21 protein-coding genes are annotated in these 25,475 nt (G+C 70.7%); 10 read left to right on the top strand and 11 right to left on the bottom strand.

Features of this window, described 5'->3' with window-relative positions; translation table 11 throughout:
• The first annotated feature begins 26 nt into the window (after positions 1-26).
• A complete protein-coding gene (locus ACUZ2Y_RS26635; RefSeq protein ID WP_476323984.1) occupies positions 27-968 on the top strand; it encodes a nucleoside hydrolase in 942 nt (313 codons plus the stop codon).
• Here the strand turns inward: ACUZ2Y_RS26635 and ACUZ2Y_RS26630 are convergent.
• The 4 genes from ACUZ2Y_RS26630 to ACUZ2Y_RS26615 are packed head-to-tail and all read right to left on the bottom strand — an operon-like array spanning position 946 to position 4,738.
• Positions 946-2,124, bottom strand: coding sequence for a class I SAM-dependent methyltransferase (locus ACUZ2Y_RS26630; RefSeq protein WP_476323982.1), 1,179 nt, complete (start codon positions 2,122-2,124; stop codon positions 946-948). The two genes, ACUZ2Y_RS26635 and ACUZ2Y_RS26630, sit on opposite strands and share 23 nt — an antisense overlap.
• Positions 2,125-3,081, bottom strand: coding sequence for a class I SAM-dependent methyltransferase (locus ACUZ2Y_RS26625; protein WP_476323981.1), 957 nt, complete (start codon positions 3,079-3,081; stop codon positions 2,125-2,127). It abuts the gene before it with no gap.
• Positions 3,071-3,850 carry an enoyl-CoA hydratase/isomerase family protein gene (locus ACUZ2Y_RS26620; RefSeq protein ID WP_476323979.1) on the bottom strand — a complete coding sequence of 260 codons (780 nt, stop codon included), beginning with the start codon at positions 3,848-3,850 and terminating at the stop codon, positions 3,071-3,073. Before ACUZ2Y_RS26620 ends, ACUZ2Y_RS26625 begins: the two co-directional genes overlap by 11 nt.
• Positions 3,851-3,910: 60 nt before the next feature.
• Positions 3,911-4,738, bottom strand: a complete 828-nt coding sequence (locus tag ACUZ2Y_RS26615; protein ID WP_476323977.1) for an ABC transporter ATP-binding protein — start codon at positions 4,736-4,738, stop codon at positions 3,911-3,913.
• 74 nt (positions 4,739-4,812) lie between these two features.
• Here ACUZ2Y_RS26615 and glgX point away from each other — a divergent pair, with 74 nt between their 5' ends.
• The 5 genes from glgX (at position 4,813) to ACUZ2Y_RS26590 (ending at position 9,985) form a co-directional block, all read left to right on the top strand.
• Complete coding sequence (gene glgX / locus ACUZ2Y_RS26610) at positions 4,813-6,942, top strand: glycogen debranching protein GlgX (RefSeq protein WP_476323975.1); 2,130 nt, start codon at positions 4,813-4,815, stop codon at positions 6,940-6,942.
• Between the two features lie 209 nt (positions 6,943-7,151).
• Positions 7,152-7,691 (top strand): cysteine dioxygenase, encoded by a 540-nt coding sequence (locus ACUZ2Y_RS26605; protein WP_476323973.1) that lies wholly within the window; start codon positions 7,152-7,154, stop codon positions 7,689-7,691.
• The gene (locus ACUZ2Y_RS26600) at positions 7,688-8,092 is read left to right on the top strand and encodes a rhodanese-like domain-containing protein (RefSeq protein WP_476323971.1); all 405 of its coding nucleotides are present in this window, start codon (positions 7,688-7,690) and stop codon (positions 8,090-8,092) included. The genes ACUZ2Y_RS26605 and ACUZ2Y_RS26600 overlap by 4 nt, the downstream gene beginning before the upstream one ends.
• A 94-nt stretch (positions 8,093-8,186) precedes the next feature.
• On the top strand, positions 8,187-8,792 hold the full coding sequence (locus ACUZ2Y_RS26595) for a phosphoribosylanthranilate isomerase (protein ID WP_476323969.1): 606 nt from the start codon (positions 8,187-8,189) through the stop codon (positions 8,790-8,792).
• 68 nt (positions 8,793-8,860) lie between these two features.
• Positions 8,861-9,985 (top strand): hypothetical protein, encoded by a 1,125-nt coding sequence (locus tag ACUZ2Y_RS26590; protein ID WP_476323967.1) that lies wholly within the window; start codon positions 8,861-8,863, stop codon positions 9,983-9,985.
• Positions 9,986-10,087: 102 nt separating this feature from the next.
• Here ACUZ2Y_RS26590 and ACUZ2Y_RS26585 read toward each other — a convergent pair whose 3' ends face one another.
• The 6 genes from ACUZ2Y_RS26585 to glgP all read right to left on the bottom strand — a co-directional run bounded on the left by ACUZ2Y_RS26585 (position 10,088) and on the right by glgP (position 19,053).
• Entirely contained in the window at positions 10,088-10,540 is a 453-nt protein-coding gene (locus ACUZ2Y_RS26585; RefSeq protein WP_476323965.1) for a hypothetical protein, read from the bottom strand.
• A gap of 17 nt (positions 10,541-10,557) precedes the next feature.
• Complete coding sequence (locus ACUZ2Y_RS26580; RefSeq protein ID WP_476323963.1) at positions 10,558-11,751, bottom strand: type III PLP-dependent enzyme; 1,194 nt, start codon at positions 11,749-11,751, stop codon at positions 10,558-10,560.
• 12 nt (positions 11,752-11,763) lie between these two features.
• On the bottom strand, positions 11,764-13,521 hold the full coding sequence (locus tag ACUZ2Y_RS26575) for an IucA/IucC family protein (protein ID WP_476323961.1): 1,758 nt from the start codon (positions 13,519-13,521) through the stop codon (positions 11,764-11,766).
• Positions 13,522-13,523: 2 nt separating this feature from the next.
• Positions 13,524-15,194, bottom strand: a complete 1,671-nt coding sequence (locus ACUZ2Y_RS26570) for an IucA/IucC family protein (protein ID WP_476323959.1) — start codon at positions 15,192-15,194, stop codon at positions 13,524-13,526.
• Positions 15,191-16,423, bottom strand: a complete 1,233-nt coding sequence (locus ACUZ2Y_RS26565; RefSeq protein ID WP_476323957.1) for an ATP-grasp domain-containing protein — start codon at positions 16,421-16,423, stop codon at positions 15,191-15,193. Before ACUZ2Y_RS26565 ends, ACUZ2Y_RS26570 begins: the two co-directional genes overlap by 4 nt.
• Before the next feature lie 98 nt (positions 16,424-16,521).
• On the bottom strand, positions 16,522-19,053 hold the full coding sequence (gene glgP, locus ACUZ2Y_RS26560) for an alpha-glucan family phosphorylase (protein WP_476323955.1): 2,532 nt from the start codon (positions 19,051-19,053) through the stop codon (positions 16,522-16,524).
• 238 nt (positions 19,054-19,291) lie between these two features.
• Here glgP and ACUZ2Y_RS26555 point away from each other — a divergent pair, with 238 nt between their 5' ends.
• Positions 19,292-21,253 (top strand): alpha-1,4-glucan--maltose-1-phosphate maltosyltransferase, encoded by a 1,962-nt coding sequence (locus ACUZ2Y_RS26555; RefSeq protein WP_476323953.1) that lies wholly within the window; start codon positions 19,292-19,294, stop codon positions 21,251-21,253.
• On the opposite strand, the gene ACUZ2Y_RS26550 is transcribed toward ACUZ2Y_RS26555, so the two are convergent.
• Positions 21,243-21,647: a DUF6463 family protein gene (locus tag ACUZ2Y_RS26550; RefSeq protein ID WP_476323951.1), complete on the bottom strand. Its 405-nt coding sequence runs from the start codon at positions 21,645-21,647 to the stop codon at positions 21,243-21,245. The genes ACUZ2Y_RS26555 and ACUZ2Y_RS26550 overlap by 11 nt on opposite strands.
• A 16-nt stretch (positions 21,648-21,663) precedes the next feature.
• Here ACUZ2Y_RS26550 and ACUZ2Y_RS26545 point away from each other — a divergent pair, with 16 nt between their 5' ends.
• The 3 genes from ACUZ2Y_RS26545 (at position 21,664) to ACUZ2Y_RS26535 (ending at position 25,455) form a co-directional block, all read left to right on the top strand.
• A complete protein-coding gene (locus ACUZ2Y_RS26545) occupies positions 21,664-22,248 on the top strand; it encodes a TetR/AcrR family transcriptional regulator (protein WP_476323949.1) in 585 nt (194 codons plus the stop codon).
• Between the two features lie 67 nt (positions 22,249-22,315).
• The gene (gene treS / locus ACUZ2Y_RS26540; protein WP_476332086.1) at positions 22,316-24,124 is read left to right on the top strand and encodes a maltose alpha-D-glucosyltransferase; all 1,809 of its coding nucleotides are present in this window, start codon (positions 22,316-22,318) and stop codon (positions 24,122-24,124) included.
• Positions 24,121-25,455, top strand: coding sequence for a maltokinase N-terminal cap-like domain-containing protein (locus ACUZ2Y_RS26535; RefSeq protein ID WP_476323947.1), 1,335 nt, complete (start codon positions 24,121-24,123; stop codon positions 25,453-25,455). Before treS ends, ACUZ2Y_RS26535 begins: the two co-directional genes overlap by 4 nt.
• Positions 25,456-25,475 lie beyond the last annotated feature (20 nt).

The raw sequence follows: 25,475 nt of genomic DNA, 5'->3' as shown, positions 1-25,475 counted from the left end.
AGGTGTGCGGTGGCAGGGTGGGTCGTATGCCTCGCCTGATCATCGACACGGACCCCGGCGTCGACGACGCCTTCGCCCTCTGCCTCGCCGCCCGCTCACCCGAGGTGGAGCTGCTGGCCGTCACCACCGTGTTCGGCAACGTGAGCCTTGAATCGACGACCCGCAACGCGCTGCGGCTGATGGCGCTTTGTGGGCGTGAGGACGTCCCGGTGGCCGCGGGGGCCGCCCGGCCATTGGTGCATCCGCAGGCGGCTGAGGGGAAGGCGGCGCACGGGGAGGACGGGCTTTCGGGTGGGGCGGACCTGCTGCCGGCGCGCACACGGGGTGTGGAGCCTGTTGGTGCCGTCGATTTGATGGCCCGGGTGCTGCGGGCCTCGCCGACTCCGGTGACGATCGTGCCGATCGGGCCGCTGACGAACATCGCGCTGCTGCTGGCCGCCCACCCGGAACTCGCTCCCCGAATCGAGCGGCTGGTCATCATGGGTGGCGGACTGGCCGGTGGGAACGCGACCTCGGCCGCTGAGTTCAACATCTGGTCGGACCCGGAGGCGGCGCGGCGGGTGTTGGTGGAGGAGGCCGTTCCCACCGTCCTGGTGCCGATGGACCTGACGTACCGGTGCCGGGTCGAGGCCGACTGGCTGGACCGATTGGCCGCGACTGGTCCCCTCGGCGAGACCCTGACGGCACTGACCGGCTCATATCGCGCGCACTACAGCGAGCTGATGAACTTCGACGGCATGGTGATCCACGATGCCGTCGCGGTGGCCGAGGCGATCAGTCCGGGGATTCTCAAGACCGAACAGCTTCCCATTCGCGTCGAGACGGCGTTCGGACCGGCGCGCGGAGCGACAATCGCCGACCGACGGCTGACTCAGTACAACGACACCACAGAGGCACGGACGATCGATATCGCGACCGACACCGAACTCGACGAGCTGCGGGAGTTCATCCTGCGAGGTCTGTCCTGACCGCCTCGCACACGATCGCGACCGGCGAACGGCCGACACGCGTCAGCACCACGGACGCCTCGTCCGGGCCCTTGAGCTTCAACCTCGGCCGCAGCGCGTTCGGGTCGATGTCCAGGCCTCGGACCAGGATTTCGAGACGGCCGATGCCGCGTTTGGCCAGCGTCGAGCGCAGAGTCTTCTCGGTGTACTTGCCGTGTTCGAGCACGCGGAACGCGCGGATGCCCGGCGGGGGCAAGGGTCCGGTGAGGTAGGCGATCCGCTCGTCGAGTTGGCTGAGGCCATGCGCCGCGGCGTAGTGGCGGACCAGGCCGGCCCGAACGACCGCGCCGTCCGGGTCGATGATCCACTCGCCGACGTCGGTCACCGGGCAGGTGTCGTCGTGGCGGTCAGTGACTGTCCACTCCGAACCGTCGGAGCGCAGGACGGTGGCCCGCCTGCGGGCTTGCGTGGCCAGGCCGCCGGTCCACAAGCAGGCTTCGCGGACGGCGCCGTCCAGCGAGACGACTTCGACCTCAGCCGCCCAAGGCACGTCGTCGAAGTCGATGCCGGGGGCGCATTTCACGGCCAGGTCTCGGCCCCGATACGTCTCGGCGAGGGCGCCCAGGGGCGGTGCGAAGTCCTCCGGGCGCCAGCGGCGCCTGCCGGACGAGTCGCGGCGGCCCGGGTCGGCCAGGACCGCCATGTCCCGGGTGATCGGCATCAGCGCGTCGGCGTGAGCCAGGATCACGTTGGGGCGCTTCAGGTTGTGCCGGGCCATGGCCAGACGCACGGGGTCCAAGTCCGAGCCGACACAGCGGGCGGCCACCTCGGACACCGCCGCGAGGTCGACGCCGACCGAGCACGTCACGTCATGGACATCGCGGCCTTCGAGTCTGCGGGCGCGGTGTCGGGCGACCGGGGTCGGGGTGGACTGCTGTAGCGCCGCGTCGGTGAACAGCCAGTCGGCCGGCTTGTCCACTTTGGACACAGCTTTGCGCCGCAACAGCACGGTTTCCAGCAAGGCGGGGGCGCGGTCACCGGCCAGGGCGCGCGCTTTGGCGACATCGGCGAGATAGCTCGCGGGGGTCAGCGGCAGCCGATCGATCTCGGCCGCCGCCGCCGCTCCGTCCGGCGAACGCAGGAACGCCACGTCGCCGAGGGTGAACCCGTAGCCCACTCAGTTCGGCTTGCGGCCGCTGATGAGCACGTTGTAGAACAGCTCGCGCGGCAGGACCTTGCGCAGCACGCGCTCGTCGAGCCAGGACAGGCGCTGCCAGGTCTTGAAGGCGAACATGCCCCAGCCGAAGCCGAGCTTCTCGCGCGGCACCGCCGCCTCGAAGGTGCGCACCGGCCAGCCGAACAGGGCCGCGGCGAACTCCTCGGTGACCGCGCGGACCTCGACCATGCCCGCGGCGCGGGCCTGGGTCTCCAGTTCCGCCGGGTCGAAGGTGTGGATGTCGACCACGGCCTCCAGCGCGGCGGCGCGGGAGGACTCGTCGAGTTCCTCCTGCGGCCTGCGCCACGAGCTCAACGCGCCCAGCTTGGTGACGTTGGTGGTCAGCCACCAGGTGGCCTGGCCCAGCTTGCGGGCGTAGCGGTCGCCGATCTTGGTCGGCTCGCCGGCGAAGACGAACCGGCCCCCCGGCTTGAGCACCCGCTGGATCTCGCGGAACGCCGCCGGGATGTCGGGGATGTGGTGCAGCACGGCGTGGCCGATGACCAGGTCGAAGCTGTTGTCCTCATACGGGATGCGCTCGGCGTCGGCGACCCGGCCGTCGACGTCGAGGCCCAGGCTCTTCGCGTTGCGCAGCGCCACCTCGACCATGCCGGGCGAGAGGTCGGTGACCGACCCCTTCTTGATCACGCCGCCCTGCATCAGGTTCAGCAGGAAGAAGCCGGTGCCGCTGCCCAGCTCCATCGCCGTCTCGTACGGCCATTCGCTGTCGCCCGCGACGGCCTTGAACCGGCCGGTCGCGTAGTCGATGCAGCGCTCGTCGTACGAGATCGACCACTTCTCGTCGTAGGAGCCCGCTTCCCAGTCGTGGTACAGCACGTTCGCGAGCTTGGGGTCGGAGAACGCGGCCTCGACCTGCTCGGCGGTGGCGTGCGGGTTCGGTGTCGGGTCAGCGGCCATGGAATTCCGCCTTTCCGGGCCCGTTCTCGATGAACGACTTCAGGCCCGTGTCGCGGTCCTCCGTCGCGAACAGCGCCGCGAAGAGGTTGGTCTCCAGCTTGAGACCGCTGGCCAGGTCGTTGTCCAGGCCGCCGTCGATCGCGGCCTTGGCGGCGGCGAGCGCGCGGGAGGCGCCGTTGGTGAACTGGCGGGCCCAGCGCTTGGCGGCCTCGTAGACGTCGTCGGGGGCGACGACCTCGTCGACCATGCCGAGCGTGAGCGCCTCCTCGGCCTTGACGAAGCGGCCGGTGTAGACGATGTCCTTGGTCTTGCTCGGGCCGATCAGCCGGGCCAGCCGCTGGGTGCCGCCCGCGCCGGGGATGATGCCGAGCAGGATCTCCGGCTGGCCGACCTTGGCGTTGTCGCCCGCGATGCGGCGGTCGCAGCACAGGGCCAGCTCGAAGCCGCCGCCGAGGGCGAAGCCGGTGATGGCCGCGACGGTCGGCTTGGGCAGCTCGGCGATCGCGGTGAGCGACCCGGTCAGCTCGGGGGCGTAGTCCGCGATGTCGGTGTACGACATCTCCGCGAACTCCTTGACGTCAGCGCCCGCCGCGAACACCTTCGGGCCGCCGTAGACGATGACCGCCTTGACGTCGTCTCGCTCACGGGCCTCCTGCGCGACCTCGCGCAGCTCGGCCTGGAGTTGGCGGTTGATGGCGTTCATCGGCGGCCGGTCGAGCCGGATGGTCCCGATGCCGTCCTCGACCTCAAGCCGAACGAACTCACCCACGGCGATGTCCTCCTACCGGTCCGATACCACGTCGTCGAAGGTTACCTGTCAGTACGAAAGTCAGCCGCGGCGGCGGGCGAAGTACCGGTCGCCGGAGCGCTCCAGTTCGAGTTCCTGGCCGAACGCGGCGGACAGGTTCTCGCTGGTCAGCACGTCCTCGATCAAGCCCTGGGCGACCACGCCGCCCGCGGAGAGCAGCAGGAGGTGGGTGAAGCCGGGCGGGACCTCTTCGACGTGGTGGGTGACCAGCACGGTCGCCGGGGCGTCGGGGTCCATCGCCAGCTCGGACAGGCGCGCGACCAGGTCCTCACGGCCGCCGAGGTCGAGACCCGCGGCGGGCTCGTCGAGGAGCAGCAGCTCGGGGTCGGTCATCAGGGCCCGGGCGATCATGGCGCGCTTGCGCTCGCCCTCGGACAGCGTGCCGAAAGTACGGTCGGCCAGGTGGGCGATGCCCATGGCCTTGAGCAGCTCACCCGCGCGGCCGGTGTCGAGCTGGTCGTACTCCTCGCGCCAGCGGCCGAGGACGGCGTAGCCGGCGCTGACGACGACGTCGAGTACCTTCTCTTCGGCGGGCACGCGGCCGGCGAGCGCGGCGGAGCAGAAGCCGATGCGGGTGCGCAGCTCGAAGACGTCGACCTTGCCCAGGCGCTCGCCGAGGACGTGCACGGAGCCCGTCGTCGGGTGCAACTCGGCGCCCGCCATCCGCAGGAGCGTGGTCTTGCCCGCGCCGTTGCTGCCGAGGATCACCCAGCGCTCATCGAGCTCGACGTTCCAGTTCACCCCTTTGAGGAGTTCCGTGCTGCCGCGACGGACGCCGACGTCCGTCATGTGCACAACCAGGTCGTCGGGAGCGGTGCTGACGTCAGTGTGCGGGGTCACGGCGGCCATTCTGCCTTTGCCTCGACGCGGCCGGAGCTGTCGGGGGTCACCCAGTTGTCGGGCCCGTGCGCCAGGATGGAGCCGTGACCCAATCCGAGCCACGTCTGCTGCCCGGCCATCCCTACCCGCTCGGCGCGCACCCGGAGGCGGGTGGGGTGCGCTTCGCCGTGGCGTCGTCGATCGCCGACGCGGTCGAGTTGTGCCTGATCAACGAGGGTGGTGTCGAGCGGCGGATCGAGCTGGCGGAGCGCACGTTCGGGGTCTGGCACGGGACCGTCGCGGGGGTCACGCCCGGGCAGCGGTACGGCTACCGGGTGCACGGGCCGTATGAGCCCGCGCGGGGTCGGCGGTGCAATCCGGCCAAGCTTCTCATCGACCCGTACGCGCGCCGGATCGCCGGCACGATCACCGACCTCGGCGCCACCCGCGGCTACCGGGGCGACCCGATGACCGGGCCGCCGTCGCGGATCGACTCGCTCGGCTCCGTCCCCCTATCGGTGGTCACCTCACTGGGCGGTCCCGACACCGGGCGGCGCCCGGATGTGCCGTTCGAGGAGACGGTGATCTACGAACTGCACGTGCGCGGGTTCACCAAGCTGCACCCGGACCTGCCGAAGGAGCAGCGCGGCACGTACCTGGGGCTGGCGCACCCGGCGGTGATCGAGTACCTGCTGCGGCTGGGGGTGACGGCGGTCGAGTTGCTGCCGGTCCACAGCTTCGCCGACGAGCCGCTGCTGCTTCGCACGGGCAGGCACAACTACTGGGGCTACGCGAGCCTGGGCTTCCTCGCGCCGCACGCGGCGTACGCGTCTCGGCGCGGCAAGGAGGTCGAGGAGTTCCGGACCATGGTCGCGGCCCTGCACGCGGCGGGCATCGAGGTGATTCTCGACGTCGTCTACAACCACACCTGCGAGGGCGGCGCGGCGGGCCCGACGGTGTCGCTGCGCGGGCTCGACGCCCCGGCGTACTACGTCCTGAACTCCGACGGGCACGACGTCGACCTCACCGGGTGCGGCAACACGATCGACGCGGGGTCGCCGACCGCCGTGCGGCTGATCACCGACTCGATGCGGTACTTCGCCACGGAGATGGGTGTCGACGGGTTCCGCATCGACCTGGCCAGCGTCCTCGGCAGGCCGCACGGCGGCGCGTTCCACCAGGACGCCCCGCTGCTGACGGCGATCACGACGGACCCTGTGTTGGCCAACCGGAAACTGATCGCGGAGCCGTGGGACGCGACCGGCGACGGCTACCGGGTCGGCGGCTTCGGAGTCAACTGGGCGGAGTGGAACGGCCGCTTCCGCGACGGCACCCGCGACTTCTGGCGCGGCGCCACCGGGCTGCGCGACGTCGCCTACCGACTGTCGGGCTCGTCGGACCTGTACGCCGCGAACGGGCGCCGGCCGTGGGCGTCGGTCAACTTCGTCACCGCCCACGACGGTTTCACCCTGCGCGACCTGGTGTCGTACAACCACAAGCACAACAACGAGAACGGCGAACACGGCGCGGACGGCACCGACGACAACCGGTCGTGGAACTGCGGGGCGGAGGGCGAGACGCAGGACCCGGCGGTGCTGGAACTGCGCGACCGGCAGGCCCGCAACATCCTCAGCACGCTCCTGTTGTCCACCGGCACCCCGATGCTCACCGCGGGCGACGAGCGGTGGCGCACGCAGCACGGCAACAACAACCCGTACTGCCTGGACAACCACACGTCGTGGCTCGACTGGTCGGCGACCGCGCGCGGCGAGGACCTGCTGGCGTTCACCCGCCACCTGATCTCCCTGCGCGCCGACTCCCCCGCGCTGCGCCAACCCGAGTTCTTCGACGGCAGGCCCACCAGGTCCGGCGAACCGGACCTCGTCTGGTTCCGCCCCGACGGCAACCCCATGACCGACGACGACTGGTTCGACGAGTCCCGGCGCACATTGGGAATGTGGATCGACGGCTCGGAATGTCTCTCCCGCACCCGCGACGGCGACGTCGTCGCCGACGACTCCTGGCTGCTGCTGCTGCACGCGGGGCAGGACCCGATCGACTTCGTCCTGCCCTCCGCCCGGTATGGCGAGCGGTTCGTCCCGACCCTGGACACCCGCACCCGCCGGGGCGCACCGGACGACACCAACCCGTGCCGACCGGGGGCGAAGGTGCACTTGGCCGGCCGGATGACGCTGCTGATGCGCGCCCCGCGGGCGGACTCGACGCGGGCTTGAGTCCAGTGAGTGGGACCGGCTGCCGCCGGTCGCCCACCGTGCCAGCATGGGCGCCGTGACCGGGTCGCTCCTGTGGCGTGACCGCACGATCGACCTCCAGTTGGTGGCCTCGTGCGGCTGTACCGCCACGCGGCCCGCCAGCACCTGATCAGCACCCAGGCGTGCCGCGTTTCGCTGTCCTCACCCGACACGAACTTCAGGAGCGCCGCATGCCGGTCCTAGCCGATCTCGACATCCACCCCCGTCTCGACTCCCCCACGCTGCGCGGCCTGATCGCCCCGCGGCGTCCCGTGTGGACGCCCGCCGAGCTGCGCCGGCTGACCGCGTCCGCGGTCAACCGCCTGTCCGTCCCGCTGCTCGACATCGTGCGGTTCTCCAGCCCGCGGCGGTGGTGGGCGCGGGTCGCGGTCACCGACGAAATCGAGTTGTGGCTGCTGTCCTGGCTGCCGGGTCAGGGGACGGCGCCACACGACCACGGGGGCGCGACCGGGTCGTTCACCGTGCTGTCCGGCGAGCTCGCCGAGACGTTCCGCTACCCGGCGGGTCCGATCCGCAACGCTTTGCACCGCACGGGTTCCAGCGTCGCGTTCGGTGCGGGACGGGCCCACCAGGTGGAGAATGTAGGCAGTCGGATGGCGGCGAGCGTGCACGCGTACTCGCCGCCGCTGGTCCCCACCCGGGAGTACCAGAGCCTTCGCGAGGTCCCCGACAGCATTCCTGACCTTCCGACGCAGCGGGACAACCGATGAGTGCCATCGACGACGAACTCGCCCGGGCCCGGGCGGACCTGGACCGGGTCGACCCGGCGACGGCGGAGCGCCTGCGACTGGAGGGCGCCCTGCTCGTCGACATCCGCCCGGTCGGCAACCGCGTCGAGGAGGGCGAGATCCCCGGGTCGATCCCGATCGAGCGCATCCACCTCGAATGGCGGCTCGACCCGCACGGCGAACACCGGATCGCGGGTTTCACCGAGGACACCACCGTGATCGTCCTGTGCAACGAGGGCTACGCCTCCTCCCTCGCCGCCCGCGACCTCAAACGGCTGGGCCTGCGCAACGCCACCGACCTGATCGGCGGCTACCGCGCCTGGCGTGCCGCGGGTGGGAAGGCCCGCCCCGGCGGAACCCCCTGCCCCCGCGAGTCGCTGTGACATGGTGCAGGCCACCCAGCCCTGCTCGGTCGCGGTGACCACAAAAGCGACCGAGCCGCGCCGCCGAAGGCGACGCCAAAGATACAGTCGCGGCATGTTCGTAAAAGTGTGCGGGGTGCGGACGGTGGGTGATGTCGACGCGGCGGTGGGGGCCGGGGCGGACGCCATCGGGTTCGTCTTCGCCGAGCGCAGCGTTCGGCGGGTCGACCCCGAACTGGCCGCGCGCCTCGCCGCGCGGGTTCCGGACGACGTGCTCACCGTCGGCGTCTTCAGTGACGTGTCGGCCACCGCGGCGGGCGGGATCGCCGTCGCCGCGGGCCTGCGGGCGGTCCAGCTGCACGGCGACTACCCGCACACCGCTTTCACCGAGCTCGCGGACGTCCCGGTCCAGCTCATCCGCGCGACAACGCTCAAGCCGACGACCGACGTCGAGGTCGGCGCGTTCGGTGAGGACATGCTGCTCCTCGACTCCCCGGTGGCGGGTTCCGGCGAACGATGGGACCTCGCCACCCTCGACAGGGCCCGGCCCGAGGGAAAATGGATCCTCGCGGGCGGACTCGACCCGGCCAACGTGGGCGCCGCCATCGCCGCGTCCCGCCCGTGGGGTGTCGACGTGTCCAGCGGGGTCGAGTCGGGCCGCGGGGTGAAGGACCACGGCCTGATCCGGGACTTCGTCAAGGCGGCCCGCTCCGCGACCTGACGCCGGAACCGGTTGTCACCAGGTAGCGTCTGCCTATCGTGCGGTTACTTCGAGTGGTCTCAGGTCCTGTGTTCCTTTCGGCCGCTGTCGCCGGGGTGGTCGTCGCGGTTGTCGAGCGGTCGGTGGGCCAGGTCGCGCTGGGACTGGTCGGCGCGGTTGTCGGACACCTCGTGGGTCTCCTCGCACTCCAACTGGGACTGCTCGCCGGCGCCATCGCCCTGCGAGCGCGCGTGCATCGGGTCGTGATCGGTATCGGCACCCGCCTCAAGGACTGGACGACGCCAAGGCGGGTTGTCGTGTTGCGTGCGGTGCCGCTGTTCCTGTCGGTGTCGGTGGGTCCTGGGATCGCTCCCGCCCGCCGGCGCATGTGGGGAGCCGCGCTGTGCTCGATGATCGCGGGTGTGGCCACCGCGGCTTTGATCGTGCTCCAAGCGTTCGCCGCACCTTCCGGGTTCTGGATGGGCCTCGCCGTGGCCTGTGTGATCACGGTGGGGCATGCCTTCGTCCCGCGGAAGACCGCGACGTCGACCTCCACCGGCTGGTTGGTCTTCAAGCTCCCGGCCCTCACCGGCGTCCGCGCCCAGCAGCTCGATGCCGCTCCGCTGGTGGGCCAGACCGTCGACGCCGCCCAGGAGGGCAAGCTCGATCTCGCGGCCGACCTGGCGGCCAGGCTGCGTGACGAATACCCGACACTGCGGACGGCGACGGCGGCCCGCGTCCTGGTGCTGCAAGCCCAGGGCCGCTACGCCGAGGCGATGATGGTGGCGATGACCATCGTCGAGGACCGCGAGCAGACACCCGCCGAGGCCGCCGTGGCGTTCGCCGCACTGGGCGGGTTGGCGTGCGCCACCGTGGAAGCCGGTCAGCTCGACGCCGAGATCGGACTGAGCACCGCCGCCACGGCCATCGAGAACGCGATGACCCTCGGATACCCGGAACACAAGCTGAACGGCTCCCGCGCCCTGCACGAATTGCTGTCGGGCAACACCAGCCGCGCGATCTCCCTGGCTCGCTTGGCGGCGGAATCCGGCGATGACCGGCTGGGCCGGGCCGACGACCTGGCCACCCTGGCCCGCGCCCACATGACGGCGGGCGACAACCGCTCGGCACGGACCGCGTTGGCCGAGGCGGAGAAGCTGGTCCCGTGGTGGCCCCGCGTGGCGACCCTGCGAAGCCGCCTCGACATCGCCTGATTCCCAGTTCAGCCTGTGGACAGAGCCGGTCGAAATGAGAACTCGCTGTCGTGACTTGGGGACTCGCGGGGGCGCGGGGGTGGCGAGCGCGAGCATCGCTGGTCAGGGGCGCGAAGGCGGACGCGAACGGGTGCGGGCGAGGACAGCTCCCACCACCAGACCGAAGGCCACATGGTCGGCCACCTGCGGCAACACCGGCAACGCCCTGATCCGCGAAAGCCGCCGCCCGATCAACCCCAGGTCAAGGGCCGCGATAGCGAGCCCGGCCACCGCGCCCGCCACGGTCGTGTGCCGCCTCGGCAGGGTCGCGGCGAGGGCCGTCGCCCAGCCCAGGGACAGGCCTGTGTGGACGACGACGGCCGCCACCAGGAGGCATCCGTGGCGGGTTTCGTTTGGTAGGAGGAGCGAACCCGCGGCCCGGGTCGCGGCCAAGGGGTCTTGGCCCGCGACGATCGCCCACGCGGTCGACGGCGCTCCGCTCAGAATGCCCGCGGCCGCGCCCGCCAGCAGGCCGTCGCGGAGTACGCCTCGGTGTTCGGGATCGTGCGAGTCCACGGTGTCAGTGTCGCAGATCAGCGGGCGCCGACGTGGGCTACGGCGGGACGGTCGTGCATCAGGAACTCCACGTGGCTGATGTTCTGCGCGTACGCCCCGGCCAGGGCGAACACCACCTTGTCCCCGACCCGCACCCGGCCCGCCCGGACCGCCCGGGCGAGCACGTCCTTCGGGGTGCACAGCTGCCCGACGAAGGTGACCGCGTCCTCGGCGCCGCAGCCGGGGCGGGCCCACGGGCGGTCCCAGCGATCCACCGGCAGCACCGCGAGCGGCTGGTCGTGGCCCTTCGCGGCCGGGGTGCGCAGGTGGTGGGTGCCGCCCGCGCAGATGGCGAACCATTCCCCGTGGCTCTGCTTGATATCCAGGACTTCCGTGGCGTACCAACCGGAGTAGGCGCTCACCGCCCGGCCTGGCTCGATCCTCACCACCGGGCCGCCAGGAAGCACGGTCAGATGCCGGGCGTACTCGCCCCAGTCGAAAACCCGCTCGGGCTGCGCGTAGTCGACGTTCATGCCGCCGCCGATATTGACCTCGGCGAGCGGGAGTCCGTGCCGACCCGCGAAGTCGACCGCCCAGCGGTGGATGGCGGCACCCTGCGCGGCGCAAGGCTGTGGGTCCAACCCGCTGGCCAGGTGCGCGTGGATGCCCACGAACTCGATGCCGGGCAACGACTCCAGCGATCCCGCGCAGGCGTCCGCTTCGGCCGGGTCCATGCCGAACGGGCTCGGGCGGCCACCCATGGTCAGCACGCCGACGGCACCGCCGGTCGGGATGTTCACCCGCGGCAGCACCCGCGCCCGGGTGCCTATGTCCCTCGCCAGAACATCCAGTCGGCGCAGTTCGTTCAGGCTTTCCACGTGGAAGCGGTGCACCCGCGCGTGCAGGGCGGCGGTGAGTTCCGTGTCAGTCTTCCCGGGACCGCCGAAGGCGAGCGGGACGTCCGGCGCCACCTGCCGCACATGCGCCAACTCGCCGCCGCTGGCCACCTCCAGACCGTCGACATGGCGCGCGATCACCCGCAGCAGGCCCGCATCCGGGTTCGCCTTCACCGCGTGGATCAGTTCCACGGACCCGAGCGCGGCCCGGATCGCCGTCACGTGGGCATCGAGATGCTCCAGGTCGTAGACGTAGGTCGGCGACCCGTCCAGCCCCCGAACCGCTTCGGCGACCCGGGTGGTCAGGGGTGTGCCTGCGGGCAGGAGACTCGTCAACGGGTATTCCTCTCAGAGAAGGCGGCCGATCGGGTTGGGAAAGGGGACATAGCCCGCCTGCCGATCGGCTTGGCGCTCCCACCGGACGAGCAGGTTCGTCTTGGCGGGCAACGGAACCCCGGTCAGCAGCGCACGCAGCCGCGGCGGGTGGCCCAAGGTCCGGCTCACCGCGGCCACGGTGTCGCCGAGGTCGGACCACAGCCGGTCCTCGAACCGGCACATCCCCGGTGCGGACTCGTGCACGAGATCGGCGAGCGCGCCGGCGAACTCGGTCAGGTTGTTGACGAACAGGCAGTAGGCGATCCGGTTCCACGCGCGTTCGTCGTCGTAGGCCACCGCGCGGGCGACGTCGGCGGGCAACGCGGCGAGGGTGTCCAGGTGCCGGTCGGTGAGGAGCTTGGTGCCTTCCAGGTCACGGGCGAGCACCCGCACCGGCAGGTTGTCCGGGCCGAGGACGACCAGCACGTTCTGCGGGTGCGGTTCGAGCACGACACCGTGTTCGGCCCACAGGCTGAGCACCGGCGGGACGAGCAGGGTCGTGTAGCGGTGCCACCACCGCAGCGCCCACGCTTCGACGTTCGCCGCCCCGACGAGATCGGCCAAGCGCGTTCGGGTTCCCGCTGGATCGCGGTGCTCGGCGGCAAGGGCGCCCGCGAGGTGCACCTGGCCACCGAGGTGCTCGCCTAGGCCGCCGCGCACGATGGTGCCGAATCCCTCCAGCAGCGCGTGCCGCCCCGGCTTGTCGCCGTAGCGGGTGGGCAGGTCGACAGTGCGCGCGGCGGGCTCGGGCAGGAATGCGAATCCCGGGTGTTCGCGCGTCACGTGCGCGCACGGTTCGGCGAGCAGACGGGTGAGTTCGACGGCGCCCGAGAGTTCGTAGTCGGCGTTCTTGCGCAAGCAGTTGGTGATCCGCACGTTGAGGCTGGTCTTGAGGAACAGGTCGGCTTCGGGTTGGTAGAGCGTGCGAACGCTCGCCGTCGGATGGAACTGGGGGCCCGTCTCGCCGAGGTCGCGCAGCGCGCCCGCGGCCATCGCCGTGCGCAGGACCGGGCCCGCGGCTTCGTCCGCGGACATCAGCGCGAACTGCCACGGGTGCACCGCGAGCGCGCGGAATCCTTCTGGCACAGGCAAGTCCGCGGTCCGCGCGTGCCCGTCGAAGCCCAGGTCGTCGATGGTGTGGTCGCGGACGAGTTCGGCGGGTGCGGCCAGCCAACGCAACGGGAAGGCAGACCGTGCCTCAGGGGCATAGCGGCGCCACTGCTCGGAGCCGCCGGAACGCGACTTGGGCGTCGGGTGGCGGGGGTGCCCGGCCACCAAGGACTGTTCGGAGTCGAGGTAGGCACCCGCGGATCCCGGCACCGGCCGGTCGGCGGACTTCGGCCGGGTGCGCAGGATGTCCTCAAGCGCGTCACGGCTGGCCGCGACCTGCGCGGCGAACTCGTCGTTCCCGTGACCGGTGCGCAGCGTGAGTTCGGCGTCGATCAGCGCGGCCAGTTCGTCGGCGCCGCACGATCGCCACCCGCCGTCGTCCTGTTTGGACTGGACGGGCCCGGTGAAGCGGTGCGCCGCGACGGTGGACGCGCGGCGCAGCCGAGCCCGCAGCGTGTGGCCGGTATGTGGCAGGTGCACCACGAGGAAACGGTCGACGATCCCCGTGCGCCGTTCGGGTCCGGCGACTTCCCGGACGAGGCAGCCGAGAATCGTGTGGGCGGTCAGCAGATCGGCGGTGTCGACGCTCAGACCCGCCGCGGCGGTGGTCGAGGCGGTCAAGATCAGCTCCTGGGGCGCAGATAGTTCGGGCCGGCGTAGCGGTAGTGCTTGTTGATGTCCGTGCAGCCGAGGCGGTGCTTGGGAAGCAGGGTCCCGGCGGTGACCATCGCCTTGACCGGTAAGTGTTCCGCCTCCAGCACGCGCCTGCGCACCGCTTCGGCCGCCGCGACGGACCTGGGGTCGGCCAGGTCGGTCCAGCGGACCAATGCCTGCTCGATCCTGGTCCGCAGCAAGGCGAACAACCTCGCCCGGCGCGTCAGGTCGTCGCCCGCGTGTTCGACGATCAGGGCGCCCGCGCACAGGTGCAGGGTGATCGTGATGAACATGTCGGCGAGGTCGTCGTCGCCGGTGACACACATCCGCTTGTCGGCGAAGGAGTCCGGTGACACGGAGATGCCGAGCGCGCCGGAGAGGCGCTCACAGTCGATCCGGGCGCCGTCGTCGTCCTTGTAGACCAGCCGAAGCCAGGAATCTCGGTCGGCCATGGCAAGAGTGATGTTCTGCTGGTGCGCCTCCAGCGCGACGCCATAGCGGACCCACAGCGCGACATGCCAGTCGAGCAGCAGGGTCAGGTAGGCGTCGAGCCAGGCGTCGGTGTCACCGCCGGTGTGCCGGGCGGCGAATGTGTCGAGAAGTGTCGTGCCCGGGCACGCCGGGTCGGCGGCGAGCAGCGCGGCGACGGGTGCGAGAGTGTCGCAGGCGAGATCGGCGGGATAGCGCCGGACCAGCACGGCGAGCAGGTCATCGGCGCTGTCGAGCCAGCCGGATTCGTCGGCGAGCAGGATCCGCTCACGCAGCGCGGGTTCGCGGTCGAGGATCGCCTGCAGCAGCCGGTGCACGGTGTCGCCGTCGGCCAGCGTGCCGGGCTTGATGGTGCGGCGGTTGCGTTTGCCGAGTGTCGCGGTGGGCATGGGCAGCTTGAGGTGGACGCCGGGGTGGTCGGCGAGCGCCACCGTGCGAGTCGACAACGTCGGTGTGGCGAGCAGCGACCCGTCCAGGTTCGCTGTCAACGGATGCACCGGCACCGCGATGTGACCGGCGACCGCTTCGGGCCACCAGTCCGGGAGACCGGCGGCCAGCGTCGGCGAGAGCCGCACCGAGTCCCGGGGGACGGTGGTCCAGCCGACCTTCAGATCCGGCAGGAACTCCGGCGCGTAGCGGCGGAGGTCGGCCTCGTCGAGGCCCCACCGGAACCGGCCGGTGGGGTGCACGGGGTGGTCGCACAGCGCGGCGAGTGACTCGTAGTGCAGCAGCTCGCGAAACCCCGCGGCGCCGGACTCCGCCCGGATCTTGGCGTACAACTCGCCGCGCGCGGTCTCGTGCAGCCGCACAACGGCAAGCGTTTGCGCACATTCGTCGACGAAGTCCGCCCAGCCCTGTTCCGCCTCCGGATCGTCCGTGGGCGCGAGCACGGCCAACACGCCGGCGACCGTGTCGAGCACCTGCCCGGCCACGACGACCGACGGACGCGCGAGCCGGTACTCGGCAAGGAATCCGTCCGGTTCCACCGGCAGGTGCACCCGCCGCTCCCCCGGCAGCGGCGCGCTCCACCACCACCCGGACCAGTAGGGCCGCGGCGGCTCACCCAGCTCGCCTCGCGAGGCCAGACCGAGGTGGTCCTCACGCAACAGCGCGTCCACCACCCGGCGGAGCAGATCGGCCTCGACCGTCACGCCGCCACCACGGGTTCGATCACCCAGCGCTGTTCGGTGAGAAACCCGTCGACCGCGTTGTCCACTGTGGACCGGTCGGGTCCGATCGCGTGTACCGCGGAGAGGTAATCGCGGTTCGTCCCGTGCCAGTCCGCCACCACACCGACCTCCCGCATCCGCCGATGCCCCAGCCGCACCCCGCCGACGGTGAACTCGCCGGACGCGGGCGCGGCGACCAGGACACCCGAGCGGTCCGCCGTCACGTAGTCCACCCTGGCGTGCCGGGCCAATCCCACCGGGTCCGGCAGCCCGGCGGGCAGGGACTCCCCCAGGTGCAGCCGGACCACCTGGGCGAACAGGTCGATGCCGAGCAGCTCGGCGCAGATCAGATCCACGGTGTCGCCGATGAGCCGGTAGTTGACCTCGATGATCCGCGCCCGGTCGCCGTCGATGACGAACTCCGTGTGACACGCGCCCAATCCGACGCCGAGCGCGGCGAGTTGGGCGCGCAGGTGCGCCTCGACGGCGGGCGGCAGCAGCGGGTCCCACTCCATCCGGGTCTCGGCGAAGTGCGGCGGCGAGCCGAGGCTGGTTCGCCAGGAACCGAAGTGGTACAGCGACTCTCCGTCGCCGAGCGTGTCGTAGGTCCGCACGTCACCGGCCAGGTACTCCTCGACGACCAAGGTCGCCTCCGGTCTGCGAACCCTGATCTCGGCGACCCGGGCAGTCAGGTCGGCGAGGTCGGTGACCAGCAACGCGTCCTCGCTGGCCACGCCCTCGCGCGGCTTGACGACCGCGGGGAACGGCACGGCCGAACTCGCCAGTTCGGCCAATGGCAGCGCCGGGTCGATCTGGTCGCAGCGCACGACGTCCAACCCGGCCTCGGCCAAGACCGAGCGGGTGAGCGCCTTGTTCTTGCAGCGCACCGCCGCCGCCCACGGCTTCGCGGGCAGCCCTAGCAACTCCGCGGCGAGCGCGGTCGCCGCTTGCAGGTGGTCACTGTTGCTGAGCAGGCCCGCCGGCCTGCCGAACCGGGACGCCATGGCCCGCACCTGCGCGGCGACCGCACCCGGGTCGCGCACGTCCGCCTCGACCACGACCGGCGGACAGTCAAGGCCGCGGTAGGCCTCCCGGTGCGGCTCGGCGCGGTCGGTCAGGAGCACCGTCTCCAGACCGAGCCGGGCGGCGGCCGGGAGCAGGCCGTGGGTGACCGCGTCAGTCGGCGGAAGCGCGGTGACGTAGAGCCGCAAACGAGACCCCTCGGAGAGTGGACGTTAGGTTAGGTATACCTAACGATCTTCCCCGGGCAAGGTCAAGCCGACGGCCCGATACAGCCCGATCGGGTCCCTCAGGCGAGCACGACCTTCCCCAGTTCCGCGTGCGTGGCGAGCAGACCGTGCTTGGGCAGCACCCGCGCCGTGACCCCGAGCGCCCCCGCGTGCGGGAGCGAGATCTCCGCCGAGTACCGCCCGGACCCGATCGGCCGCATGGTGGCGGTCACCACGTCGCTCAGGTCGTCCGCGTCGCTGACCCGGCCGACCACCGCCTGCACCTCGACGTCGCTGGGGTCGAGCCCGGCCAGGTCGACCGAGGCCTGCACCTGGACCCGGTCGCCGATCACCGGCATCTGCCCCTCGTCGAGCGAGAGCTCGCAGCTGGTGACCCGGATGTGCGGCCACGAACCGGACAGCCTGCGGCGGTACTCCGCGAGGTCCTTGGCGGCCCGGAAGCCGTCGGACTGCGCGAGCACCCCAGCGGTGGCGGCGGGCGCGTAGTGCGCTTCGACGTACTCGCGGACCATGCGTGAGGCCTGCACCTGCGGACCGAGCGACATCAGGGTGTGGCGCACCATCGCCATCCAGCGGCTGGGCACCCCGCCCTGGCCGCGGTCGTAGTACAGCGGCGCGACCTGCGACCCGAGCAGCTCATAGAGCGCGGCCGCCTCCAGGTCGTCGCGGCGCACCGGGTCGGTGACACCGTCGGCGGTGGGGATGGCCCAGCCGTTGCTGCCGTCGTAGAACTCGTCCCACCAACCGTCCCGAATGGACAGATTGAGGCCGCCGTTCAGCGCCGCCTTCATACCGGAGGTGCCGCACGCCTCCAGCGGGCGCATCGGGTTGTTCAGCCAGACGTCGCAGCCCCAGTACAGGTAGCGGGCCATCGACATGTCGTAGTCGGGCAGGAAGACGATGCGGTGGCGGACCCCGGCGTCGTCGGCGAACCGGACGATCTGCTGGATCAGCGCCTTGCCGCCGTCGTCGGCCGGGTGCGACTTGCCCGCGACGACCAGCTGCACCGGGCGTTGCGGGTGCAGCAGCAGCGCCCGCAGGCGCTCCGGGTCGCGGAGCATGAGCGTGAGCCGCTTGTAGGTCGGCACCCGCCGGGCGAACCCGACGGTGAGCACGTCCGGGTCGAAGACCGAGTCGGTCCAGTTCAGTTCGAGTGCCGACGCGCCGCGCTGCAGCCAAGCCGCGCGCACCCGCCTGCGGACCTCGCCGACGAGCCGCTCACGCAGCCCGCACCGGAGCTTCCACAGCTCGGCGTCGCTCATCGACTCGATCACCGACGACGGGTCTTCCTCGTCGAACGCCGACGCCATCTCGCGGGCCGCCCACGTGGGGCCGTGGACTCCGTTGGTCACCGACGAGATCGGCACCTCGTCGGTGTCGAAGCCCGGCCACAGGCCGCCGAACATGGACCGGCTCACCGCGCCGTGCAGCTTGGAGACGCCGTTGGCCCGCTGCGCGAGGCGCAGGCCCATGTGCGCCATGTTGAACATGCCCGCGTTCTCCTCGGCGCCGAGCGCGAGGATGCGGCGGAGATCGATCCCGGGAAGCAGGGACTCGTCGCCGAAGTAGTGCTGCACGAGATCGATCGGGAACCGGTCGATGCCCGCGGGCACGGGGGTGTGCGTGGTGAACACGGTCCCCGCGCGCACGGCGGACAGCGCCTGGTCGACGTCGAGGTTGTGCCCGGAGACCAGTTCGCGGACCCGCTCCAGGCCGAGGAACCCGGCGTGGCCCTCGTTGGTGTGGAACACCTCGGGCTGCGGGGTGCCGGTCAACTCGCAATAGGTGCGCACGGCGCGGACGCCGCCGATGCCCGCGAGGATTTCCTGGCGGATGCGGTGGTCCTGGTCGCCGCCGTAGAGCCGGTCGGTGACCCCTCGAAGATCGTCGGAGTTCTCCTCGATGTCCGAATCGAGCAGCAGCAGCGGCACCCGGCCGACCTGCGCCTTCCAGATCCGGGCGCGCAGGATGCGCCCGCCCGGCATCGCGACGTGCACGAGGATGGGCGTGCCGGACGGCTCGGCCAGCGGCTGCAGCGGCAGGCCGCTCGGGTCGATGACCGGGTAGTGCTCGACCTGCCAGCCGTCGAGGGAGAGCGACTGGCGGAAATAGCCGGAGCGGTAGAGCAGGCCGACACCGATCAGTGGCACGCCGAGGTCCGACGCGGCTTTGAGGTGGTCACCGGCCAGCACACCCAGACCGCCGGAGTAGTTCGGCAACGCCTCGGTGACGCCGAACTCCATCGAGAAGTAGGCGATGGCCGCGGGGAATCGCGTCCCGTCGACCTCCTGGGCGCGGTTCTGGTACCAGCGCGGCTCCTCCATGTAGCGGCGGAGGTCGTCGGAGATCTCCCGCACGCGGCCGAGGAACTCCTCGTCCCCCGCGAGCCGCTCAAGCCGCTCGGCGGGAACCTGCGCGAGCAGGTGCAGCGGATCCCCGCCGACGCGCTGCCAGATGTCCTGGTCGACGGCGGCGAAGAGGTCCTGGGTGGGCGGGTGCCACGTCCAGCGCAGGTTCGTGGCAAGCGTGCCGAGATCGGCAAGCTGCTCGGGAAGACCGGCACGGACGGTGAATCGGCGTACGGCTCTCACGGGGCACGACACTAGCGGCCAGACTGGATCGAGCAAGCCGCCAGTGGGTGCCTGGTCGGTGACGGGCCGCGTCCACAAGGGCCATGACCACCGCCGATGCGTCACCAAGAGGGCATCGTCACCAGTGAAACATCGCCGGCGACGGCTCCCCGGACCGGATCACACGGTGGGCTGTGCAGTGAAGCTGGATCGAGCAAGGCAGACTAGGGGCAGGACCCCAACGAGAGGAGCCTGACCGGTGAGCGGTCGGCTGGCAATCGATGACGTCTCCCCGATCGTGTCGAGCGGTCGCTACCCCTCCAAGGCCGTGGTCGGCGAGCACATACCCGTGCGCGCCACCGTGTGGCGGGAAGGGCACGACGCCGTGGCGGCCACGGTGACCTGGAGAGGGCCCGAGGACGGCAAGGCCCGCCGGACCGCGATGAAACCGTTCGCGGAGGACCGCTTCACGGCCGACATCGTTCCCGACCATAGCGGTCTGTGGACGGTCCGCGTCGACGCGTGGAGCGATCCGTGGGTCACGTGGCGGCACGCGGTCGAGGTGAAGGTCGCGGCCGCGCAGGGTCCCGAGGAACTGGCCAACGACCTCGAATCCGGCGCGCGGCTGCTGGAGCGGGTCTCGCGCAGGCCGGACCGCAGTTCTGACCGGAAGCTGCTCGTGTCCGCGGCGCGCGCGCTGCGTGATGTCTCGCTGCCGCTGCCCGCGCGTATCGCGGAGGCGGTCTCCGAAGCGGTGCACCGGGTGATGACCGAGCACCCTGTGCGCGAGTTGTTGACCAAGGGCAAGCCGCTGCAGATCTGGGTCGACCGCAAGACCGCGCTCTACGGCTCCTGGTACGAGTTCTTCCCGCGCTCCACCGGCGGCGTCGACGCCAACGGGCAGGCGGTGCACGGCACGTTCAAGACCGCGACCAAGGAGCTGGACCGGGTCGCGGACATGGGCTTCGACGTGGTCTACCTGCCGCCGATCCATCCCATCGGCGCGGTGAACCGCAAGGGCCCCAACAACAGTGTGCTGTCGCAGCCCGGCGACGTCGGCTCGACGTGGGCGATCGGGTCGGCCGACGGCGGCCACGACGCGATCCACCCTGAGCTGGGGACCTTCGACGACTTCGCCGCGTTCGTCGCGCGGGCACGGGAACTCGACCTTGAGGTGGCGCTCGACTTCGCGCTGCAGTGCGCGCCGGACCACCCGTGGGTCAAGTCCAACCCGGAATGGTTCACGACCCGCCCGGACGGGTCGATCGCGTACGCGGAGAACCCGCCGAAGAAGTACCAGGACATCTACCCGATCAACTTCGACAACGACCCCTACGGCCTCTACGCGGAGACGTTGCGCGTGGTCCTGCTGTGGGTCGAGCACGGGGTGCGGATCTTCCGGGTCGACAACCCGCACACCAAGCCGCCGGACTTCTGGGAGTGGCTGATCAAGAAGGTCAAGGCGGTCGACCCGGGCGTGCTGTTCCTGTCCGAGGCGTTCACCCGGCCCGCGCGGCTCTACGGCTTGGCGCGGCTTGGCTTCACCCAGTCCTACACGTACTTCACTTGGCGCACGGCCAAGCAGGAGCTGATCGACTTCGGGGTCGAGCTGGTCGAGCGGGCCGACGAGGCGCGGCCGAACCTGTTCGTCAACACCCCGGACATCCTGCACGCGTCGCTGCAGCACGGCGGCCCGGCGATGTTCGCCATCCGGGCCGCGCTGGCCGCGACGATGGCGCCGACGTGGGGCGTGTACTCCGGTTACGAGCTGTACGAACACCTTGCCGTCCGCGAGGGCAGCGAGGAGTACCTCGACTCGGAGAAGTACCAACTACGGCCGCGCGACTACGCGAAGGCGCTGGCCGACGGCCGCTCGCTGCAGCCGTGGATCACCCGGCTCAACGCGATCCGCCGGGCGCACCCGGCGCTGCAGCAGCTGCGGACGCTTCGGTTCCACCACGTCGACAACGACGCGCTGATCGCCTACTCGAAGACCGACCCGGCCACCGGTGACACCATGGTCACGGTCGTCACCCTCGACCCGAGCCTCACGCAGGAGGGCACCGTGTGGCTCGACCTCGGCGCGCTCGGCTTGGACCCGCACGGGTCCTACACCGCGTTCGACGAGGTGTCCGGCCAGACCTGGCTGTGGGGGGCGGCGAACTACGTCCGGCTCGACCCGTGGAACGCCGTCGCCCACATCGTGCACCTCAGGCACTGACCCTGGCCCGCTGCCGGTCGCCCGCGATGATCAGCCCGCCGATCAGCGGGAACATCCATCCGGGCGACGCGGGCAGCAGCGACACCGCGACGACACCCCAGGCCGCCACGCCCCAGCCGAAAGCGGCGGGGACGCGGTGTCCTTGGTTCGCCGACCACACGACCAGCGCGCCGAACAGGAGCAGCGGTGCGGCGAAGCTGCCCGGGGTGAGCCAGAACGCCTCCGCCACGGGTAACCGCTCAGGCGTCGGTTCGAGTGTCACAGTGTTCCACCATCCCTGGGAGAACACCTCGGACCAGGCCGAACCCCGGCTCAGTGGGGTGGCGACGAGATGGAAAGCGCTGCCCGCGATGGCGAGCCAGCCTGCCGCGCGGGTAATGTTTACGTTGTTCACATGGAGGATGTTAACGATGTCAACATCGGCTGGCAAGCCATACCACCACGGCGACTTGAGACGCGCGCTGATCACCGCCGCGCGCGAGCTGGTTCGCGAGACCGGGCCTGCGAAACTCACCCTGCGCGGGGTCGCCGCGCGAGCCGAGGTGTCCCCCGCAGCGCCCTACCGGCACTTCGCCGACCGCGACGCGCTGCTCGCGGGCGTGGCCGAACAGGGCTTCGTCGAACTGGCCGAAGCCATGACACCGACAGAACCGAGCCTCGACGCGCTGCACCAGGTCGGCGCCGCGTACCTCAAGTTCGCCCTGCGGGAGCCCCAGCTCTACCGGCTGATGTTCGGCCCGGTCGACCGCACCGCGCACCCCGGGCTCGCCGCCGCCGAGCGCGGGCTCACCGAGATCTTCCGTGAGGCGCTGCGAAAAGCCCAGATCGCGGGAGTCGTCCAGCCGCAAGATCCCGAAGACGTCATGCTGACTATGCGGTGCGTGATGCACGGCCTGACATCACTGGTGGTGGACGGCCAGATCGCCGCCGGGCAGGCCGCCGACGCCGCCGGACGGGTGATGTCGGTCGTCGACCGAGGTCTGCTTCCACGCTGACCGCGTGGTACGCATGAACGCACCGCCGCTGTTGGACAAGGGCTACTACGACGAGGGCGATTCAAAGATGACGCTGCACGACGTGACCGCGCCGGACGCGGCATTGGGTCTGGAAGGCATCCCGCACACCGGTGAGACGCTGACCGCCGACGGTCACCTCACCGAGCCGCAAGCCGAGGACTTCAAACACGCGCGCACCGTTCCGCAAGACCTGCTCTGGTACAAGAGCGCCGTCTTCTACGAGGTGCTCTGCCGGGCGTTCAACGACTCCGACGGCAACGGCACCGGCGATCTCCGCGGCCTGGCCGACAAGCTGGACTACATCCAGTGGCTCGGCGTCGACTGCCTGTGGCTGCCGCCGTTCTACGCCTCGCCGCTGCGCGACGGCGGCTACGACATCAGCGACTTCCGCGCGGTGCTGCCCGAATTCGGCACGGTCGACGACTTCGTCTACCTGCTCGACCAGGCCCACCAGCGCGGCATCCGGGTGGTCACCGACCTGGTCCTCAACCACACGTCCGACGCCCACCCGTGGTTCCAGGAGTCCAGGCAGCACCCGGACGGACCCTACGGCGACTACTACGTCTGGTCCGACACCGACGAGGCCTACTCCGACGCGCGGATCATCTTCGTCGACACCGAGACGTCGAACTGGACCTACGACCCGGTGCGCGGGCAGTTCTACTGGCACCGCTTCTTCGCCCACCAGCCCGACCTCAACTACGAGAACCCCGAAGTCGCCGAGGCGATGCTCGACGTGCTGCGGTTCTGGCTCGACATCGGCATCGACGGCTTCCGGCTCGACGCCGTGCCCTACCTGTTCGAGGAAGAGGGCACCAACTGCGAGAACCTGCCGCGCACGCACGAGTTCCTCAAGCGGTGCCGCAAGGTCGTCGACGACGAGTACCCGGGCCGGGTCCTGCTCGCCGAGGCCAACCAGTGGCCCGCCGACGTCGTGGAGTACTTCGGCGACCCCGACAAGGGCGGCGACGAGTGCCACATGGCGTTCCACTTCCCGCTGATGCCGCGGATCTTCATGGCGGTGCGCCGGGAGTCGCGGTTCCCGATCTCGGAGATCCTGGCCCAGACACCGTCGATCCCCGACGGCGCCCAGTGGGGAATCTTCCTGCGCAACCACGACGAGCTGACCCTCGAGATGGTCACCGACGAGGAACGCGACTACATGTACGCGGAGTACGCCAAGGACCCGCGGATGAAGGCCAACATCGGCATCCGCAGACGCCTGGCCCCGTTGCTGGACAACGACAGCAACCAGATGGAGCTGTTCACCGCGATGCTGCTGTCGCTGCCGGGGTCGCCGGTCCTGTACTACGGCGACGAGATCGGCATGGGCGACAACATCTGGCTCGGCGACCGCGACGCCGTCCGCACGCCGATGCAGTGGTCGCTCGACCGCAACGCGGGCTTCTCCCGCTGCGACCCGGCACGCCTCTACCTGCCCGCGATCGCGGACCCGGTCTACGGGTACCAGGCGGTCAACGTCGAGGCGCAGATGAACAACACCAGTTCGCTGCTGCACTGGACCCGGCGGATGCTCCAAGTCCGCAAGGAGCACCCGGCGTTCGGGCTCGGCGACTTCACCGAACTGGGCTCGTCGAACCCGAGCGTGCTCGCCTACCTGCGCAGACACCTCCGCGACGACGGCAGTGAGGACTTGGTGATCTGCGTGAACAACCTGTCCCGCTTCCCGCAGCCGGTCGAGCTGGACCTGTCCGAGCACGCCGAGTGGGTCCCGATCGAACTGACCGGTGGTGTCCGGTTCCCGCCGATCGGTGAGCTGCCGTACCTGCTCACCCTGCCCGGCCACGGGTTCTACTGGTTCCAGCTCACTCCTGAGGAGGGCGAAGGTCCTTGAGCACCCGTCCCGTGCACGCCGTCGAGTCCCTGGCCGACGACCTGCGCGCCTGGCTGCCCGGCCAGCGCTGGTTCGCGGCCAAGGGCACCGAACTGGCAAGCGTCTCCGTCGAGCGCGCGGTCATGCTGACCGACGGCGACCCGGCGCTGGTGCACGCCCTGATCGACGCCGACGGCGAGCGCTACCAGCTGCTCATCGGGGTCCGCGACGACCCGCCAGAGCACCTGCACCACGCCCTGATCGGCAGGCTCGGCGGGTCCCACGCCTACGACGCCACGCAGGACGGCGAGCTGATGGCCGGGCTGCTCGACCTGCTCGACGCCGGGGCCGACCAGGGCGGCATCCACTGGACCAAGGAGCCGCACGTCGAGCTGGTCACCGGGCTGCGCGCGCGGCCGATCGGCGTCGAGCAGAGCAACACCTCGATCGTCTACGGCTACCACTACATCCTCAAGCTGTTCCGCCGTCCCGGCCCGCGGCCCAACCGCGACGTCGAGCTGCACCGGGCGCTGCACCGGGCGGGCAGCACGCAGATCGCCGAGCCGATCGCGGTGGTCGAGGACGACGAGCTGGTGTTCGGGTTCGCCCAGCGCTACCTCGCCGACGCCGCCGAGGGGTGGGCGACGGCCACGGCCAGCGTGCGCGACCTGCTGGCCGAGGGCGACCTGCACGCGGGCGAGGTCGGCGGCGACTTCGCGGGCGAGTCCTCCCGGCTCGGCATGGCCGTGGCCCAGGTGCACGCCGACCTGGCCGCGACCATGGGCACGGAGCTGGTCAGTCCCGACCGGCTGCGCGAGGCCGTCGAGGTGATGCACGGCAGACTCGACGCCGTCACCGCCGAGGTGCCGGAGCTGGCCGAGTTCGAGCCGATGCTCCGCGCGGCCTTCGACGCGGTCCGCCACCTGCGGGAAAGCCAGCTGATCCAGCAGATCCACGGCGACCTGCACCTGGGCCAGGTGCTGCGCACGGCCACCGGCTGGGTGCTGATCGACTTCGAGGGCGAGCCCGCCGCGCTCGCGACCGACCGGGCGAAGACCAGGTCACCGCTGCGCGATGTCGCGGGCATGCTGCGGTCCTTCGACTACGCCGCGTTCGCCCTGCTCGGGGCCGACGACGACCACCAGCGGACCACCCGGGCCACCGAGTGGAGCGACCGCAATCGTGCGTCTTTCTGCGCGGGCTACGCCTCGGTGGCCGGGGCCGACCCACGCGACCAGGCGGTGCTCCTGCGGGCGTTCGAACTGGACAAAGCGGTCTACGAGGTGGCCTACGAGCACCGCAACCGGCCCGACTGGGTTCGGGTGCCACTGACAGCATTGCGCCGCTCTTGACTTCCTCCCCGCCTGAAGGC

Source organism: Actinokineospora sp. UV203, assembly GCF_056323665.1.
This window is presented reverse-complemented; position numbering and strand designations above follow the sequence as displayed.

Excerpts from the sequence above, each read along its gene's own strand:
- ACUZ2Y_RS26545 (WP_476323949.1), top strand. The coding sequence starts at position 21,664 with ATGTCAACATCGGCTGGCAAGCCATACCACCACGGCGACTTGAGACGC.
- ACUZ2Y_RS26625 (WP_476323981.1), bottom strand. The coding sequence starts at position 3,081 with ATGGCCGCTGACCCGACACCGAACCCGCACGCCACCGCCGAGCAGGTC.
- ACUZ2Y_RS26600 (WP_476323971.1), top strand. The coding sequence starts at position 7,688 with ATGAGTGCCATCGACGACGAACTCGCCCGGGCCCGGGCGGACCTGGAC.
- ACUZ2Y_RS26595 (WP_476323969.1), top strand. The coding sequence starts at position 8,187 with ATGTTCGTAAAAGTGTGCGGGGTGCGGACGGTGGGTGATGTCGACGCG.
- ACUZ2Y_RS26635 (WP_476323984.1), top strand. The coding sequence starts at position 27 with ATGCCTCGCCTGATCATCGACACGGACCCCGGCGTCGACGACGCCTTC.
- treS (WP_476332086.1), top strand. The coding sequence starts at position 22,316 with ATGACGCTGCACGACGTGACCGCGCCGGACGCGGCATTGGGTCTGGAA.
- ACUZ2Y_RS26605 (WP_476323973.1), top strand. The coding sequence starts at position 7,152 with ATGCCGGTCCTAGCCGATCTCGACATCCACCCCCGTCTCGACTCCCCC.
- ACUZ2Y_RS26615 (WP_476323977.1), bottom strand. The coding sequence starts at position 4,738 with ATGGCCGCCGTGACCCCGCACACTGACGTCAGCACCGCTCCCGACGAC.